This is a genomic window from Streptomyces bullii (assembly GCF_042657145.1).
GTDB lineage: Bacteria > Actinomycetota > Actinomycetes > Streptomycetales > Streptomycetaceae > Streptomyces > Streptomyces bullii.
The window spans coordinates 622,430-639,190 of sequence record NZ_JBHSNY010000005.1 but is presented as its reverse complement, the minus strand read 5'-3'; the positions used below and the strand labels follow the sequence as shown (position 1 = coordinate 639,190).

Below are 16,761 nucleotides of genomic sequence, written 5' to 3'. Positions count from 1 at the left end.
GCTGACCGCACCGACGGGCGCGTGGTCGACGACGGGCTCGCGTTCGAGGCGGGTCCGCTGCTGCTCGGCGTACGGCATCACGGGCCGGGGTCGGCGCGGGCGGTGCGGGCCGTGCTGGAGGAGACCCGGCCACGGGTCGTGCTGATCGAGGGTCCGCCCGAGGCCGACGCCCTGGTCCCGCTCGCCGCCGACGAGGAGATGCGGCCGCCGGTCGCCCTGCTCGCCCACGCCGTTGACGAACCCGGCCGCTCGGCGTTCTGGCCGCTCGCCGAGTTCTCCCCGGAGTGGGTCGCCCTGCGCTGGGCCCTGGAGCACGACGTCCCGGCCCGCTTCATCGACCTGCCGGCCACGCACACGCTGGCGTGGAGCAGGCAGGAGGACGACACGGAGGGCGGTGGCGACGGACACGGGGCCGGCCTGCCCGGCGAGGGGGAGGACGCACGGCAGGAGCCGGAGGCGTGCGCGGCGGACAGGCCCGAGGGAGCGTGTACGGCGGACACGTCGCAGGGAGCGCGCGCGGCGGACAGGCCCGAACCCGGGGCGGGCGACACCGCCGGGGAGCCGCCCGCCGGTGCCGACATCCGTGCCGATCCCCTCGGTGTCCGCGTCGATCCCCTCGGTGTCCTAGCGGAGGCCGCCGGCTACGACGATCCCGAGCGCTGGTGGGAGGACGTCGTCGAGCACCGGGGTGCGGGGGAGAGGGACGCGCTCGTCGCGTTCGGCGTCCTGGAAGAGGCCATGGGAGCGCTGCGGGAGGCCTACGGGAGCGGCGGGCACGAGCGGGATCTCGTACGCGAGGCCTACATGAGGCTGCAGGTGCGGGCCGCGCAGCGGGAGTTCGAGGGCCGCGTGGCCGTGGTGTGCGGGGCCTGGCACGTGCCCGCGCTGCGGCGCAGGAGCACCGTCGCCGCCGACAAGGCCCTCCTGAAGGGCCTGCCCAAGGTCAAGGCGGACATGACCTGGGTGCCGTGGACCTACCGCAGGCTGTCCCGGGTCAGCGGGTACGGCGCGGGCATCGACTCGCCGGGCTGGTACGGGCATCTGTTCAGCGCCCCGGACCGGCCGGTCGAGCGGTGGATGACCAAGGTCGCCGGACTGCTGCGCGCCGAGGACCGGATCGTGTCCTCCGCGCACGTCATCGAGGCGGTGCGGCTGGCCGAGACGCTCGCCGTGCTGCGCGGCCGGCCGCTGCCCGGCCTGGGCGAGGCGACCGACGCCGTGCGAGCGGTGATGTGCGAGGGCTCGGACGTGCCTCTCGCACTGGTGCACGACCGGCTGGTCGTGGGGGACGTGCTGGGAGAGGTGCCACCGACCGCGCCCGCGGTGCCGTTGCAGCGGGACCTCGCCCGCCTCCAGCGACGGCTGCGGCTCAAACCCGAGGCTCTGGAGCGGGAGATGGAGCTCGACCTGCGCAAGGAGACCGACGCCGGGCGCAGTCGGCTGCTGCACCGGCTGCGGCTGCTCGGCGTCGACTGGGGCGAGCCGGTCGCCTCGCGCGGCAGCACGGGGACGTTCCGGGAGACGTGGCGGCTGCGCTGGGAGCCCGAGCTGTCCGTACGGGCCGCCGAGGCGGGCGTGTGGGGGACCACCGTGCTCGGCGCCGCCACCGCCAAGGCCGAGGCGGACGCCGTCGCAGCGCGGGGCCTCGTGGACGTCACCGAGCTCGCCGAGCGCTGCCTGCTGGCCGAACTGCCGGACGCGCTGCCCACGGTGATGCGGATCCTCGGCGACCGCGCGGCCCTCGACACCGACGTCGGCCATCTCGCGCAGGCGCTGCCCGCGCTGGTGCGCTCCCTGCGCTACGGCGACGTGCGCGGCACGGACACCAGGGCACTCGCGGAGGTCGCCGAGGGCCTGGCCGAGCGCGTCTTCGTCGGGCTGCCCCCGGCCTGCGCCGCGCTGGACGGGGACGCCGCCGAGGAGATGCGCCGCCATGTGGACGCGGTGCACGGCGCGGTGGGGCTGTTGGGGGGCTCCTCGGCACCGGCTCACGGCGGCCCGGGCGCTGCCTCCGCGCCCACAGAGGATGACCCGCACGCGGCTGTCACACCCGGCCCCGGCGACCTGCGGGCGCGCTGGCGGTCGGTCCTGCGGGTGCTGTCGGTGCGGGACACCGTGCCCGGCGTCATCCGGGGGCGTGCCGTGCGGCTCCTGCTGGACGACGGGGAGCTGGCGCAGGACGAGGCGGCGCGGCTGATGGGGCTCGTGCTGTCGCCGGGGACCCCGCCGGCGGACGCGGCCGCGTGGATCGAGGGCTTCGTCGGCGGCGGCTCCGGTGGCGGGATGCTCCTGGTCCACGACGAACGGCTGCTCGGGCTGGTGGACGCGTGGCTGACCGGGGTGCCGGCGGAGGCGTTCACGGACGTGCTGCCGCTGCTGCGCCGCACCTTCTCGGCGTACGAGCCCGGGGTGCGGCGGACCCTCGGGGACCTGGTGCGGCGCGGACCGGGCACACGGGCGAGCGCGACGGCCGCCGGCTCCGGCATACCCGGCTTCGCGCCGGACCTGGACGCCGGGCGTGCGGACGCGGTGCTGCCGGTGCTGCGGCTGCTGCTGGGGCTGGACGAAGAGCAAGAGAACGCGGGCGACGACCTGGTGGGGGTGGCGCGATGACGACTGACACGCTGAGCGAGCCGAGCGACGGTGCCGACGTGCGGGACACCGTCACGGACGGACCCGGACGGCGGGCGGAACCCGGGCAGGCGAGGACCGTGCCGGTGATGCCGCTGTGGGAACGGCTTGGTACGGGGGTGCGCGGATGACGGCCGAAGCGCTGGACCCGGCCCACGAGCGACTGCGGCGCTGGCGGCTCGTACTCGGGGGCGACGCGGCCGACGGCACCGGCTGCGCACTGTCCGGGCGGGACGCGGCGATGGACGGGGCCCTCGCCGCGCTCTACGGCAAGGGGGACAGACCGCGGACCGGGCGCGAGCGTTCGGCGGGCCTCGGGGCGTCGGCGCCGTCCGTGGCGCGCTGGCTCGGGGACATCCGGACGTACTTCCCGTCGTCCGTCGTACAGGTCATGCAACGCGACGCCATCGACCGGCTGGGCCTCGCCACGCTCCTGCTGGAGCCGGAGATGCTGGAGGCCGTGGAGGCCGACGTGCACCTCGTCGGCACGCTGCTGTCGCTCAACAAGGCGATGCCGGAGACGACGAAGGAGACGGCACGTGCCGTCGTCCGCAAGGTCGTCGAGGACCTGGAGAAGCGGCTCGCGACCCGCACCCGGGCCACCCTCACCGGCGCCCTCGACCGCAGCGACCGCGTCAACCGCCCCCGCCACCACGACATCGACTGGAACCGCACCATCGCGGCCAACCTCAAGCACTACCTGCCGGAGTACCGGACGATCGTGCCGGAGCGGCTCATCGGGTACGGGCGCGCGTCCCGGTCCGTGAAGAAGGAGGTCATCCTCTGCATCGACCAGTCCGGGTCGATGGCCGCGTCCGTCGTCTACGCCTCCGTGTTCGGGGCGGTGCTGGCGTCCATGCGGTCGATCAGCACGCGGCTCGTCGTCTTCGACACGGCGGTCGTCGACCTCACCGACCAGCTCGACGACCCGGTCGACGTGCTGTTCGGCACACAGCTGGGCGGAGGCACGGACATCAACCGGGCGCTGGCGTACTGCCAGTCGCAGATCACCCGGCCCACGGAAGCGGTGGTCGTCCTGATCAGCGACCTCTACGAAGGAGGGATACGGAACGAGATGCTCAAGCGGGTGGCGGCGATGAAGGCGTCGGGGGTGCAGTTCGTGACGCTGCTCGCGCTGTCGGACGAGGGGGCACCGGCGTACGACCGGGAGCACGCGGCGGCGCTCGCCGCACTGGGGGCACCCGCCTTCGCCTGCACACCCGACCTGTTCCCGGACGTCATGGCTGCGGCGATCGAGAAACGGCCGCTGCCGATACCGGACACGGCGTGAGATCGAGGGCGAACAGCGGCCGATGACGACTTGTCGACCCGGTCATCAGCCGACTTCGGCCAGCAAAACGGACATGAGTGCCCATCGGTAACAGTGGGCTTGCGCGACCTCGGGAGTCCCGTGCAAGGATCGTCGCTCGTTCATTGGTTCGGACACTCAGACGTTCCGTCGCATGGGAGGAACCTCCGCCTCTTGACCTGGTCGGCAGCCCTGTCCGGTGCCGCTGTGCGCATGATCCGCGCGGCGGCCGGGCGGCGTGCGCTCCCTGTGGCGCTGCTGGTGGGCGGGGTGTTCGCGCTCGGGCTCCTGTGCGGGGAGCAGGCGCACGCGGCGGACGGCGTGTCCTCCGCCCAGGCGGCACGGGGTCCGGCTTCGACTTCGACCGTGCCTTCGACTTCGGTCTCGACCTCGACCGTGCCTTCCACGGCGACCGTGGCTGCGGCCTCGGCTTCGACGGACGCGGCCCGGTCGCTGACGAGGAGTTCGGTCGGCCGGGTGGACAACGACTCGGCGGGGCCGGACCTTCCGGAGCGGGCGGTGACCTCCCCGGCCGACGTGCGGGACGTCCCGCGGGGCGGGGCACACGGCGGCGTGGCCGGCACCCTCAGCGATGCCCGGCCGCGCACGGCCCCGGAGCAGAAGCCGGACCAGGACGCCCAGCGACCGGGCGAACTCCCGCCGTTGCCCTCAGTGTCGGGCCTGCCGTCAGCGTCTGACCTGGCGCCAGGATCCGACTCGCCGTCAGTCCCGGAAGTCCTGTCACCGTCGGACCTGGCCGTGCTGCCCGGCCTGCCCGACGGCTCCGTACCGCCCGGGCCTCCGGGACTCCCCACATCACCGGGCCTCCCGGCGCCCTCGGGACTGCCGACCTCACCGGCCCTCCCGGCACCCCCGGGACTTCCGGAGTCTCCGGGAATCCCCGCATCACCGTCACTGCCCACGCAGCCGGACTTCCCCACCCTGCCCGGGCCCACGCTGCCCGTCCCAGCGCCCGCCCCCGCCACCCCACAGCCCGGCTCGGCGACCACGCCGTCGGCGGACGCGGACGCCCCGCAAGGGCGGGCCGGTGCCACGGTGGCAACGGTCCACGGCCCGAGGTTCGACCGGGCCGGGACGGACAGCGCGGTGCGCGACGACGCACAGCGGGCCGTGACCGCCCACCGTGCCCCCGCCCAGCACACCCCGGTGCCCACCGGTGACCCCGACGGCGCGCTGGGCCACCGCGCGGCGGTCGACAACAGCACGTCGCGGTACGGCGACGCGCACGCCGTCACCCTGGACCACCGGGCGCCGCTGCGGCTGGCGCCCGGCGCCACCGCGCACGCGGAAGCGGCCGGTACCCGGGACCGCTACCGGGACATTCCCGTCTTCCCCGCCTGAGGGCAGGCCCTTCCCCCGCCCAAGACCTGCCGCGCGGGGGCGGAACAGGTCTGCCCGCCCGTCCTGACATCCCTCCGTTGTCGGGACGGAAGCAGCCGGGGCCGTAACCGCATCCCGCATCCGCGTCCTTCGTCCGCCGGTCCTCGACTCCCCGGACGCGACGGGCCCATGACGCGATGGATACCGAACGGCCCCGGCCCGGAAATGTCCCCAAGCCTTCCGAAGTCCCGGAACTCCCCAGGAGCTTCCGAACTCCCGAGATCCAAGGATCTGACGCTCGCATGAACAAGAACATCCGACGCTCCATCGTCATAGCCGCCGGTGTCACCGGCGCCTGGGCGCTGGGTTCCAGCGTGGCCAGCGCCGACGAGCTGCCGGCCTCCTCCCTGTCCGTACCGGACGCGACCGTCGACACCGACGTCGACACCCACACCGACGGCGGCGTCCTCGGCGCCGTCACCGACACGGTCGACGGGGTCGTCGGTGACGTGCGGGACGCCGTCTCCGGAGTGACCGGCACGGCCCAGGGCACCACCGGCAAGGCCACCTCCAAGGTCACCGGTACGGCCACCGGCGCGACCGGCACCGTCCGGGACACCGCCGAGGCCGACGCCGACGCCGCCGAGCAGGCCCGCCGGTACGTCGAGGCGAAGGTCACCGTGCCGCACGCCGAGAAGGTCCGCGGCGCGCAGGCCATCCACGGCGCCAAGGCCGCCCGCACCGCGCAGGCCGAGGCCACGGCCCACGCCGAGGCGACGGCGCACGCAGCGGGGCTCGACGCGACGGCTCCGGGGACCCCCAAGAGCCCTGAAGACACCATCGACTACCTCTTCGGCCCCCTCTCCGCCTTCGCCCCCGAGCTGGAGCAGGCCCTGGCCGCCGCCCAGACGAGGCTTCAGGCCGGGCAGTCCGCCGCCCGCGCCAAGGCCCAGGGTGTGGACGGGGTCATCCGTACGAAGGCCCAGCAGGCCGTCGCGGGCGCGGGCCGTACCGCGGCCGGTGTGCACAGTGCCGCGCGGAGCGCGCTCGCCGGCGCCCAAGGCCGCGGCACCGGCCTCGGAGCCACCGCCCAGGGCGAGGCGGCCAAGGCGCGGTCCGCCGCCGAGGCGTCCGTCTCCGCCGTGCCGAGCCACGTCACCGGCACGGTCGGCGGCGTCCAGCAGCAGCTCGTGGGCAAGGTCAGCACCGTGCCCGGCACGGTCACCCCGGTCGTCGAGGAGACGGCCGCCGCGGCCGTTCCGCCGGTCGCGGGCGCTGCCGCGGGCGGCCTGCGGACGGTCGCGGGCCAGGCCGTGGCGGGCATGGTGCCGGTGGCCGGGCACGCCGTGGCCGGGGCCACGCCGGTCGTCGGTCACACCGCCGCCGGTGTCGCGCCCGTCGCCACCGGCGCGGTGGCCGAGACCGCCCCGGCGGCCGGCGCCGCCGCGGCCGGGGCCGCGCGGACCGTGGATCGCACCGTCGACGCCGCGAGCGCGCTGGCCTACGGCGTGGCCGCCGACGCGCAGTACCTCGCCACGCACACGGTGAACGGCGTCCAGCCCGTCGCCGGGGGCGCCGCCGCCGACGCGCGGTCGGTCGCCGCGGGCGCCGCCGCCGACGTGACGCCCGTCGCCACCGGCGCGGTGGCCGAGACCCGGTCGGTCGCCGACGGCGTCGCCGCCGACGTCTCCCCGTACGCCATCGGCCTGGCCGGGCACGCCGCCCACGACCCCACGGACGCGGTCCTGCCGCCCGTCGCGAACACCGCCGTGCACGGTGTGCTGCCCGTCGCCGGGCAGGCCGTCGCGGACGCGGGCGCACTGGCGTACGGCGTGGCCGGCGACGTGCGGCCGTTCGCCGGCGGCGTCGTGGCCGACGTACCGCCGCTGGCGCACGGGGTCGCGGGGCAGACCGGCCCGTTCGCGCAGGGCGTCGCGGGCGAGGTGCCGCAGTTCGCCCACGGGGTCACCGGTGCCGCCGAGCCCGTGGTGGACCTGGTGCAGCCGGTCGTGGACGGCGTCGGCGGCAGCGCCACGGCGTTCGCGTACGGCGTCGCGGGCCACACCGCGCCCTTCGCGGGCGGGGTGGCCGGTGAGGTCGACCCGTTCGCCCACGGTGTCGCCGGGCAGACCGCGCCGTTCGCGCAGGACCTGACCGGGACGGTCAAGGACGCCGCCGCCCCGCTCGCCGGGCACGCGGTCACCGGCGCCCAGGGCGTCGCCCACTCGACGACCCCCGGCTACGTCCAGGACGTCCAGGGCGACATCCAGGGCCAGGCCCAGGGCCACGTCCAGTACGGCACGCCGTACAGCGTCTGATCCCCTCGTACGGCACCGACGCGGCATCCGAGCGCGTCGGCTCGGCGTCGAGCGACGGCGATTCGCCGTCGACACGACACGACGCGACACGATGCGACTCGACACGGCACGACGTCGACCGCCGTACGCACCCGTCGCCACGGACCCACAGCCGTGGCAGAGGAACCGGCTCCGCGGGGTGTGAGGCCCGGACGGCCGAAAGCCGTCGGCCCGTCCCGCCGAAACCCCGCGGACGGGGCCGGGTGGTCCCCATTGGGGTGGGGAACAACCGCCCCGCCTCCCGGAAAACGGGCCGTTCGCGGCCCTTCGGCGGTGTACGACGGGTCTCACCGGGTCGACCCCAGCCCGGTGAGGCCCCTCACCCCCGGCACGCCGTGCCAGTGATGACGGCATCATGTGACAGGTATCACCGCTCACGTGTGACCCCTGATTTAGAGACCCTCCGCAAGCGGCGATAACCTGCGAGACGGACATGCCGCGCGCTCGGACACCGTGTGCGCCTCCCTTGTGACACATGCGGTCGTCACGTTGCCCTTCGCGGCACGCCCACGCATCCAACGAACCGCGAGATCACTGATAGGGACGGAAGCGCGTGGACCTGTTCGAGTACCAGGCGAGGGACCTCTTCGCCAAGCACGATGTACCGGTGCTGGCCGGTGAAGTCATCGACACGCCTGAGGCGGCCCGCGCAGCCACTGAGCGCCTCGGTGGCAAGTCCGTCGTCAAGGCCCAGGTGAAGGTCGGCGGCCGCGGCAAGGCCGGTGGCGTGAAGCTCGCCGCCACCCCGGACGAGGCCGTCGCTCGCGCGACGGACATCCTCGGCATGGACATCAAGGGCCACACGGTCCACAAGGTGATGATCGCCGAGACGGCCCCGGAGATCCTGGAGGAGTACTACGTCTCCTTCCTCCTGGACCGCGCCAACCGCACCTTCCTCTCCATCGCGTCCGTCGAGGGCGGCATGGAGATCGAGGAGGTGGCCGCCACCCGTCCGGAGGCCGTCGCGAAGATCGCGATCGACGCCATCGACGGTGTCGACCAGGCCAAGGCCCAGGAGATCGTCGCCGCGGCCAAGTTCCCGGCCGAGGTCGCCGACAAGGTCGCCGACGTCCTCGTCAAGCTGTGGGACACCTTCGTCAAGTCGGACGCCCTCCTCGTCGAGGTCAACCCGCTGGCCAAGGTCGCCTCCGGCGACGTCATCGCCCTCGACGGCAAGGTGTCGCTGGACGACAACGCCGAGTTCCGTCACCCGGAGTTCGAGGAGTTCCACGACAAGGCCGCGGCCAACCCGCTCGAGGCCGCCGCCAAGGAGAAGAACCTCAACTACGTCAAGCTGGACGGCGAGGTCGGCATCATCGGCAACGGCGCGGGTCTGGTCATGTCGACCCTGGACGTCGTCGCGTACGCCGGTGAGAAGCACAAGGGCGTCAAGCCCGCCAACTTCCTCGACATCGGCGGTGGCGCCTCCGCCGAGGTCATGGCGAACGGCCTGGAGATCATCCTCGGCGACCCGGACGTCAAGTCCGTCTTCGTCAACGTCTTCGGCGGCATCACCGCCTGCGACGCCGTCGCCAACGGCATCGTGCAGGCCCTGGAGCTCCTGGAGTCCAAGGGCGAAGAGGTCACCAAGCCGCTGGTCGTGCGCCTCGACGGCAACAACGCCGAACTGGGTCGCCAGATCCTCGACGACCGCAACCACCCGCTCGTGCAGCGCGTGGACACCATGGACGGCGCGGCCGACAAGGCCGCCGAGCTGGCTGCTGCCGCGAAGTAAGGGACGAGGTCACAGAACACCATGGCTATCTTCCTCACCAAGGAATCCAAGGTCATCGTCCAGGGCATGACCGGCTCCGAGGGTCAGAAGCACACCCGCCGCATGCTGGCCTCCGGCACGAACATCGTCGGCGGCGTGAACCCGCGCAAGGCGGGTACGACCGTCGACTTCGACGGCACCGAGGTACCGGTCTTCGGCACCGTCAAGGAGGCCATCGACAAGACCGGCGCCGACGTCACGGTCATCTTCGTCCCGGAGAAGTTCACCAAGGACGCGGTCGTCGAGGCCATCGACGCCGAGATCCCGCTGGCCGTCGTCATCACCGAGGGCATCGCGGTGCACGACACGGCGTCGTTCTGGGCGTACGCCGGCAAGAAGGGCAACAAGACCCGCATCATCGGCCCGAACTGCCCCGGTCTGATCACCCCCGGCCAGTCGAACGCCGGCATCATCCCGGCCGACATCACCAAGCCGGGCCGCATCGGCCTGGTGTCGAAGTCCGGCACGCTGACGTACCAGATGATGTACGAGCTGCGTGACATCGGCTTCTCCACCTGCGTCGGCATCGGCGGTGACCCGATCATCGGCACCACCCACATCGACGCGCTCAAGGCGTTCCAGGACGACCCCGACACCGACCTGATCGTCATGATCGGTGAGATCGGCGGCGACGCCGAGGAGCGGGCCGCGGCCTTCATCAAGGAGAACGTGACCAAGCCGGTCGTCGGCTACGTCGCGGGCTTCACCGCGCCCGAGGGCAAGACCATGGGCCACGCCGGCGCCATCGTCTCCGGCTCCTCCGGCACCGCCCAGGCCAAGAAGGAGGCCCTGGAGGCCGCCGGCGTCAAGGTCGGCAAGACGCCGACCGAGACCGCGAAGCTGGCGCGCGAGATCCTCGCCGGCTGAACAGCCTGAACGGCACGGGTGGGCCCGTCCCCGGGTGGGGGCGGGCCCCTCGTCGTGTCGCCGTCGTGTCACCCCGGCCAGGGCACCAGCCGTTCCGGTCCCGACCGCCACTCCCGACGCAGCTTGGACCGCAGCTTCCGCTCCTCCTCCGACAGCGCGCCCGGCGCCACCCGCGGCGGCACGCCCTGGACCGAGTCCCCGGGCGGCACCGGCGGCTCGTACCTAGTCGGCGCCGTGCGGAGCGTGAGCGCCGTGGTGCCGATCAGGGCGACCGTGAAGGCGATGGCGGCCCGGGTCCAGAAGCGGGCGCGGCGCTCGCCGTCGAGGCGTACCACCTGCGGCCGGGCGGCCCGCAGACGCTCGGTGGAGGCCAGCTCGGCGAGCCGCCGGTGCAGCACGGCCGGGTCGGCCAGCTCGGGCAGCCGTTCGGCGACGGTCTCGCGCGCGTGCAGCAGCCGGTGCGCGGTCGCCGAGGTGCTCGCCTCCGTCTCCGCCGCCGTCTCCGGCAGGTCGAGACCGACACCGTCGTACAGCACGAGCGTGCGGCGGTACGACGGGGGAAGGCCGAGCAGGACGTCCATCAGGGCGCGGTCGGAGGCGTCCGGGGGCGGCGGCTCGGGGTGCCGGTAGCGGGGGCGGAACCGGTGCCAGGGAGAAAGGGCGCAGTCGTACGCCGCCGCCCGCACCCAGCCCGCCGGGTCTCGGTCCCGGGCCACCTCGGGCCAGCGCTGCCAGGCGAGTTGGAAGGCCCGCTCGACCGACTCACGGGCCAGTTCCCGGCGGCCGGTCAGCAGGTAGGCCTGCCGTACGAGGGCGGGGGCACAGAAGGCGTACAGCGCGTCGAACGCCTGAGCGGGTGTCAGTGCGGAGTTGTCACCGACCGGTCTCGGTGCCGGATCGACGGCGAGGGTGGTGCCGGGCCGCTGACGTGCGGTCACCTCGGGCCGTGACTCAGTCTTCTGGCAGACCGGCTCGGCGAGCGACGCCAGCAGTTTCGCGTACGCGTCCCGTTGCCGGCCGCGCGGCGTCGCGCGGCCGGTCTCCCACTTGCGCACCCGGTTGCGGCTCACGCCCACCCTGCGGGCGACCTGGTCCCGCGTCAGCGCACCGGCCTCCCGCAGGCGTCGGCGTTCGCTCGGCGGGGGAAGCGGGGGTGCAGGGCTCTGCGTTGTCACAGGGCGCCCCTCCGTACGGAAAAGTACATAAACGTATATTGAGCGACACATCGGGGCTTCGCCTGTTACGACGGGAAAGCGCGTGTCGTTGGGAGCATGGCGGCGTGACCCCGATGACCGTTCGCCGACCGTCGCGTCCGCCCCTGCACCCCCGGGTGCGCGGCCGGTCGCCCGCCCTGGCCGCGAGCCTCCTGGGGGGCGCGCTCGCGGCGGGGCTGGGCCTCGCCGCGTTCACCGTGCTCGTGACCGTGCTGTGGATCAGCTCGCCGTACCCCGACAGCGGGCCCGGCGGTGCGCTGCACGTCGCGGCCGCGCTGTGGCTGCTGGCGCACGGCACCGAACTGATCCGCACCGACACGCTCTCCGGTGTGCCGGCACCCATGGGCGTGGCGCCCCTGCTGCTCCTCGTCCTTCCGGTGTGGCTGGTGCACAGGGCGGCCCGGGACGCGGCCTACGGCGGCGGAGCCGACGCCGGCGCCGAAGGGCAGGACGACGACGGACCGCCGATCGTCTCCGCCCGCACGGTGTGGGCGAGCGTCGTCCTCGGCTACCTCGCCGTCGCCGCACCCGCCGCGCTGTACGCCGCGAACGGTCCGCTGCGGCCGTCGTGGGTGTGGACGGGGGTGTGCGTACCGCTGGTCGCCCTGGGCGCGGCGGGGGCGGGCGTGTGGACGGCGTACGGCCGACCGGCCGGGCCCCTCGTCCGCGCACTGGGCAGGATGGTGCCCAGGGGGGTACGGCATCTCCTGCTCGGCCCGGACGCGCGCCCGGGCGCCGCGTCACGGGCGGCGGCGGCCGGGGTCGCGGTGCTGCTCGGGGGCGGGGCGCTGCTGCTGGCGGCGTCGATGGTGTGGCACGGCGGTGCGGTCCGGGTGGCGTTCCTGCAACTGACGGAGGGCTGGTCGGGCCGGTGCGCGGTGCTGCTGCTGTGCGCGGCGCTGGTGCCGAACGCGGCGGTGTGGGCGGCGGCGTACGCCCTCGGCCCCGGCTTCGTCCTCGGCACCGGCCATGTCGTGACCCCGCTCGCCTCGGCCCCCGCACCGCTCCTGCCCCCCTTTCCGCTGCTGGCGGCGGTGCCGGAGGCGGGGGCCGGGGCGCCGGTGAACTGGGCGGCGGCCATCGTGCCGGTGGTGGCCGGCGTGGCGGTGGGCCGGATCGCGGGACGGGCGGCGGCGGAGGGCGGGGCGGGAGCCGGGGCCGCGGACACCGCGGAAGCGGCCGCCGGACGACGCGGCGGGGCGGCGGCGGGTGCGGCGCGGTCGGCGGACGGACCGGGGGCGGTGTGGTCGATGGGCCGCACCACCGGTGCCGCCGGCCTCGCGGCCGTGCTGTGCGCCGCCGCCCTAGCGGCGCTGGCGACCCTGGCGGGCGGTCCGCTCGGGGTGGCCGCGCTCGCGCGCTTCGGGCCGGTGTGGTGGCAGGTCGGCGGCGCGGCACTGGCGTGGGTCGGGGCGGTGGCGGTACCCACGGCCCTCGTCGTACGGGCCTGGCGGGGCCGCGTCCGCCGCGAGCCGGAGGCGCGGATCGGCAGGCAGCGCGGGGAGGCGGCGGAGGCCGACGCCCTGGACGGGCGGCGGCCGGGAAGGCGTCGGCGGCTCCTGCGTTCGCGCGGCTGGTTCTCACGGGCCGCGTCACCCGACCGCGCGAAGAGCACGACGTCGTCGAAGGCCGTGGAGACCCGCGCGACCGACGCGATCCCCGACCTCCTGGTGGACTGGGACAGCCCCGGAGCCACGCCGACGCCGAACGAGCCGCATCCGCTGGAGACGCCGTACGAGGTCCACGCCCTGGAGACGCCCTACGAGAAGAACGCCGGGTTCGAACCCTCCGGCTCCCCCGGTCCTGCCGTCCCGTACGACCCTTTCGCCCCGTACGACTTCCTGTCCGTCGACCCCGCACCCCCGAAGGCCCCACCGGACACCACCCCGTGAGCCGCCCGGCGTGAGCCTTCAGGGTCTCCCCGTCAGCCGTTCGTCCCCAGCACGCCCCGCAGTTCCTCCGGCAGGAGCCGGCTGCAGGACTGCTTCGCCTTGTTGGTGAGGGCGTCGTTGGTGCAGGTGTAGTAGTCGCGGTAGACCAGCTGGGCGGCGAAGGACGCGGCGACCAGGGCCAGGGCCAGCGAGGCCGTGACCAGGCCGCTCACCGCGGCGGTGGTCTGGGGCCGGCCGGTCTGCTCGGGGGCCGGGGAGTCCGGGTCGGGCCTGCGGGGCCTGGCGCGCAGGGAGCTGATGCCCCAGTAGAGGGCGAGCGCGCCCAGGAGCAGCGCCACGTACGGCCAGCTGAAGAGGGCGAAGAAGAAGGCCCACATGCCGCTCAGCAGCGCGTACCGGGCGCGGCGCTGAGCCGGGTCCGTGGGGTCCCAGCGCGGACCGCCGGAAGGCTGCCCGCCGCCCGGGCCCTCCGGGCCGCGGGGACGCTCACCGAAGCCGCCGGAGGAACGGCCGGGCTGTCTGTCGCTCCACCGGCTGCCCCACGGGGAGCGGCCGCCCCCGTCCTGGGAACCCTCCTCGCCCGACGGGCGCCGCGGCTGCCAGGGACGGTCCGGGGTGCCCTCCGGCGGCGGGGCGAAGGGGTTGTCCTCCTGGGAGCCGCGGCTCCGCTCGTCACCGTTGCCCCCGTCCGGCGGCGCGTCGGGCGGGGACGCGGGGCGCTCCCGCAGCATCACGGCGCCGCGCTCCCCTCCCTGCACCGACTGCTGGGGGAGCGTGAGAAGTCGCAGGCTGCGGTCCGGCATCAAGTGAGCGTCTTCCCCTTGGTGAGTACGACTGATCTGAAGCGTCCCTGAACGGTGCTGTGCCCGGGTCCGTCATCTCATGAACGCATCGTGCGCGGACGTCGTTCCCGAACCGGCTCCTCCCAGACGCTACCTTCCGGCCATGCCCCCGTCCCGTGGGGGCCGCCTGGTGTGCCGGTATCGTTGCTGACGGTCGGCCGCTTCGTAGGCTTCCCCGTATCCGGGGGCGCGAAGCATTCGTATGAATGTACAAAGCAGAGCCTCAGTCGTCGGCCGCCCGTGACCTGACGCTCCCCGAGAAAGGCCCCCGCCGTGGCCGCCAAGCCCGAGGACCGGCGCGCCAAGCGCCTCGTCGTGCTGGTCTCCGGATCCGGAACCAACCTCCAGGCGCTGCTCGACGAGATCGCCGCCACCGGCCCCGAGGCCTACGGAGCCGAGGTCGTGGCCGTCGGCGCCGACCGCGAGGGCATCGAGGGACTCGCGCGCGCCGAGCGCGCGGGGCTGCCCACCTTCGTGCGGAAGGTCAAGGACTACGGCAGCCGCGAGGAGTGGGACGCCGCCCTGGCCGAGGCCGTCGGAGCCTACGAGCCCGACCTCGTCGTCTCCGCCGGGTTCATGAAGATCGTCGGCAAGGAGTTCCTCGCGAGGTTCGGCGGGCGGTTCGTCAACACCCACCCCGCGCTGCTGCCCAGTTTCCCCGGAGCCCACGGCGTGCGGGACGCGCTCGCGTACGGCGCCAAGGTCACCGGCTGCACCGTCCACTTCGTCGACGACGGCGTCGACACCGGCCCGATCATCGCCCAGGGCGTGGTCGAGGTCCGGGACGAGGACGACGAGAGCGCTCTGCACGAGCGCATCAAGGAAGTCGAGCGAAGGCTGCTCGTCGAGGTCGTGGGGCGGCTCGCCCGCAACGGCTATCGCATTGAGGGACGAAAGGTAGTTATCCAGTGACCGCCGAGAGCAACAAGCGGCCCCTTCGCCGGGCGCTCGTCAGCGTCTACGACAAGACCGGGCTCGAGGAGCTCGCGCGCGGGCTGCACGAGGCCGGTGTCGAACTCGTCTCCACCGGCTCCACGGCCGCGAAGATCGCCGCCACCGGCGTCCCCGTCACCAAGGTCGAGGACCTCACCGGCTTCCCCGAGTGCCTGGACGGGCGCGTGAAGACCCTGCACCCCAGGGTCCACGCCGGCATCCTCGCCGACCTGCGCCTGGAGGACCACCAGCGGCAGCTCGCCGAGCTCGGCGTCGAGCCGTTCGACCTGGTCGTGGTCAACCTCTACCCGTTCCGCGAGACCGTCGCCTCCGGGGCCTCGCCCGACGAGTGCGTCGAGCAGATCGACATCGGCGGCCCGTCGATGGTCCGCGCCGCCGCCAAGAACCACCCCTCCGTCGCCGTCGTCACCAGCCCGGCCCGCTACGGCGACGTCCTCGCCGCGGCGCGGTCCGGCGGCTTCGACCTGGCCACCCGCCGCCGCCTGGCCGCCGAGGCGTTCCAGCACACGGCCGCGTACGACGTGGCGGTCGCCAGCTGGTTCGCCAGCTCCTACGCCCCCGTCGACGACTCGCAGTTCCCCGACTTCCTCGGCGCCACCTGGGAGCGCGCGCACACCCTGCGCTACGGCGAGAACCCGCACCAGCCCGCCGCCCTCTACGTCTCCGGCACGGGCGGCCTCGCCGAGGCGGAGCAGCTGCACGGCAAGGAGATGTCGTACAACAACTACACGGACACGGACGCCGCCCGCCGCGCCGCGTACGACCACGACGAGCCGTGCGTCGCGATCATCAAGCACGCCAACCCGTGCGGCATCGCCATCGGGGCCGACGTCGCCGAGGCCCACCGCAAGGCGCACGCCTGCGACCCGCTGTCGGCGTTCGGCGGCGTGATCGCGGTCAACCGCCCGGTGTCCAAGGAGATGGCCGAGCAGGTCGCCGACATCTTCACCGAGGTCATCGTCGCGCCCGGCTACGAGGAGGGCGCCCTGGAGGCGCTCACGAAGAAGAAGAACATCCGCGTGCTGCGCTGCCCCGAGGGCCCGACCAACCCCGTGGAGGTCAAGCCCATCGACGGCGGCGCGCTGCTCCAGGTCACCGACCGGCTCCAGGCCGACGGCGACGACCCCGCGCACTGGACCCTGGCGACCGGCGAGGCGCTGAGCGAGGCCGAGCTCGCGGAGCTCGCCTTCGCCTGGAAGGCGTGCCGGGCCGTCAAGTCCAACGCGATCCTGCTCGCCAAGGACGGCGCCTCGGTCGGCGTCGGCATGGGACAGGTCAACCGCGTGGACTCCTGCAAGCTGGCGGTGGAGCGGGCCGGAGCCGAGCGCGCCCGGGGGTCCTACGTCGCGTCGGACGCTTTCTTCCCCTTCCCCGACAACATCGACGTCCTGAGCGCCGCCGGGGTCAAGGCCATTGTCCAGCCGGGCGGTTCGGTCCGTGACGAACTGGTCGTGGAGGCCGCGCAGAAGGCCGGCATCACGATGTACTTCACGGGCACGCGGCACTTCTTCCACTGATGCGGAGGGGCACGTCCTTCCGGCCGGGGCGCACTGCCTGACGTAGTGGTTGCACTGCCTGAC

12 protein-coding genes are annotated in these 16,761 nt (G+C 74.0%); 10 read left to right on the top strand and 2 right to left on the bottom strand.

The features are described 5' to 3' along the window. The first annotated feature begins 21 nt into the window (after positions 1-21). From ACFPZJ_RS17455 to sucD, 7 genes are all read left to right on the top strand, one after another. Entirely contained in the window at positions 22-2,613 is a 2,592-nt protein-coding gene (locus tag ACFPZJ_RS17455; RefSeq protein ID WP_381022164.1) for a DUF5682 family protein, read from the top strand. Beyond that, on the top strand, positions 2,610-2,762 hold the full coding sequence (locus ACFPZJ_RS17450) for a hypothetical protein (protein ID WP_381022092.1): 153 nt from the start codon (positions 2,610-2,612) through the stop codon (positions 2,760-2,762). Before ACFPZJ_RS17455 ends, ACFPZJ_RS17450 begins: the two co-directional genes overlap by 4 nt. Further along, positions 2,759-3,922, top strand: coding sequence for a VWA domain-containing protein (locus ACFPZJ_RS17445; protein WP_381022090.1), 1,164 nt, complete (start codon positions 2,759-2,761; stop codon positions 3,920-3,922). Before ACFPZJ_RS17450 ends, ACFPZJ_RS17445 begins: the two co-directional genes overlap by 4 nt. Positions 3,923-4,114: 192 nt before the next feature. Beyond that, on the top strand, positions 4,115-5,302 hold the full coding sequence (locus tag ACFPZJ_RS17440) for a hypothetical protein (RefSeq protein ID WP_381022088.1): 1,188 nt from the start codon (positions 4,115-4,117) through the stop codon (positions 5,300-5,302). Positions 5,303-5,583: 281 nt separating this feature from the next. Continuing rightward, a complete protein-coding gene (locus ACFPZJ_RS17435; protein WP_381022086.1) occupies positions 5,584-7,599 on the top strand; it encodes a hypothetical protein in 2,016 nt (671 codons plus the stop codon). A 592-nt stretch (positions 7,600-8,191) separates the two neighbouring features. Next, positions 8,192-9,373, top strand: coding sequence for an ADP-forming succinate--CoA ligase subunit beta (gene sucC, locus ACFPZJ_RS17430; RefSeq protein ID WP_381022084.1), 1,182 nt, complete (start codon positions 8,192-8,194; stop codon positions 9,371-9,373). Between the two features lie 21 nt (positions 9,374-9,394). After that, positions 9,395-10,279: a succinate--CoA ligase subunit alpha gene (gene sucD / locus ACFPZJ_RS17425; protein WP_381022082.1), complete on the top strand. Its 885-nt coding sequence runs from the start codon at positions 9,395-9,397 to the stop codon at positions 10,277-10,279. Positions 10,280-10,347: 68 nt separating this feature from the next. Here sucD and ACFPZJ_RS17420 read toward each other — a convergent pair whose 3' ends face one another. Continuing rightward, positions 10,348-11,505, bottom strand: coding sequence for a helix-turn-helix domain-containing protein (locus tag ACFPZJ_RS17420; RefSeq protein WP_381022080.1), 1,158 nt, complete (start codon positions 11,503-11,505; stop codon positions 10,348-10,350). Between the two features lie 62 nt (positions 11,506-11,567). Between ACFPZJ_RS17420 and ACFPZJ_RS17415 the strand changes: the two genes are divergently transcribed. Beyond that, positions 11,568-13,385 carry a cell division protein PerM gene (locus ACFPZJ_RS17415; RefSeq protein ID WP_381022162.1) on the top strand — a complete coding sequence of 606 codons (1,818 nt, stop codon included), beginning with the start codon at positions 11,568-11,570 and terminating at the stop codon, positions 13,383-13,385. A gap of 32 nt (positions 13,386-13,417) precedes the next feature. Here ACFPZJ_RS17415 and ACFPZJ_RS17410 read toward each other — a convergent pair whose 3' ends face one another. Next, on the bottom strand, positions 13,418-14,188 hold the full coding sequence (locus ACFPZJ_RS17410; RefSeq protein ID WP_381022078.1) for a hypothetical protein: 771 nt from the start codon (positions 14,186-14,188) through the stop codon (positions 13,418-13,420). Positions 14,189-14,500: 312 nt separating this feature from the next. On the opposite strand from ACFPZJ_RS17410, the gene purN reads away from it, so the two are divergent. Both purN and purH read left to right on the top strand, forming a co-directional pair. Next, positions 14,501-15,139 (top strand): phosphoribosylglycinamide formyltransferase, encoded by a 639-nt coding sequence (gene purN, locus ACFPZJ_RS17405; protein WP_381022076.1) that lies wholly within the window; start codon positions 14,501-14,503, stop codon positions 15,137-15,139. Next, positions 15,136-16,698, top strand: coding sequence for a bifunctional phosphoribosylaminoimidazolecarboxamide formyltransferase/IMP cyclohydrolase (gene purH, locus ACFPZJ_RS17400; RefSeq protein ID WP_381022074.1), 1,563 nt, complete (start codon positions 15,136-15,138; stop codon positions 16,696-16,698). The genes purN and purH overlap by 4 nt, the downstream gene beginning before the upstream one ends. The last annotated feature ends 63 nt before the right edge of the window (positions 16,699-16,761 follow it).

Bases quoted from the DNA above. Each gene is read 5' to 3' on its own strand.
- ACFPZJ_RS17410 (WP_381022078.1), bottom strand. From the start codon at position 14,188: ATGCCGGACCGCAGCCTGCGACTTCTCACGCTCCCCCAGCAGTCGGTG.
- ACFPZJ_RS17435 (WP_381022086.1), top strand. From the start codon at position 5,584: ATGAACAAGAACATCCGACGCTCCATCGTCATAGCCGCCGGTGTCACC.
- sucD (WP_381022082.1), top strand. From the start codon at position 9,395: ATGGCTATCTTCCTCACCAAGGAATCCAAGGTCATCGTCCAGGGCATG.
- ACFPZJ_RS17420 (WP_381022080.1), bottom strand. From the start codon at position 11,505: ATGTGTCGCTCAATATACGTTTATGTACTTTTCCGTACGGAGGGGCGC.
- ACFPZJ_RS17445 (WP_381022090.1), top strand. From the start codon at position 2,759: ATGACGGCCGAAGCGCTGGACCCGGCCCACGAGCGACTGCGGCGCTGG.
- ACFPZJ_RS17450 (WP_381022092.1), top strand. From the start codon at position 2,610: ATGACGACTGACACGCTGAGCGAGCCGAGCGACGGTGCCGACGTGCGG.
- ACFPZJ_RS17415 (WP_381022162.1), top strand. From the start codon at position 11,568: ATGACCGTTCGCCGACCGTCGCGTCCGCCCCTGCACCCCCGGGTGCGC.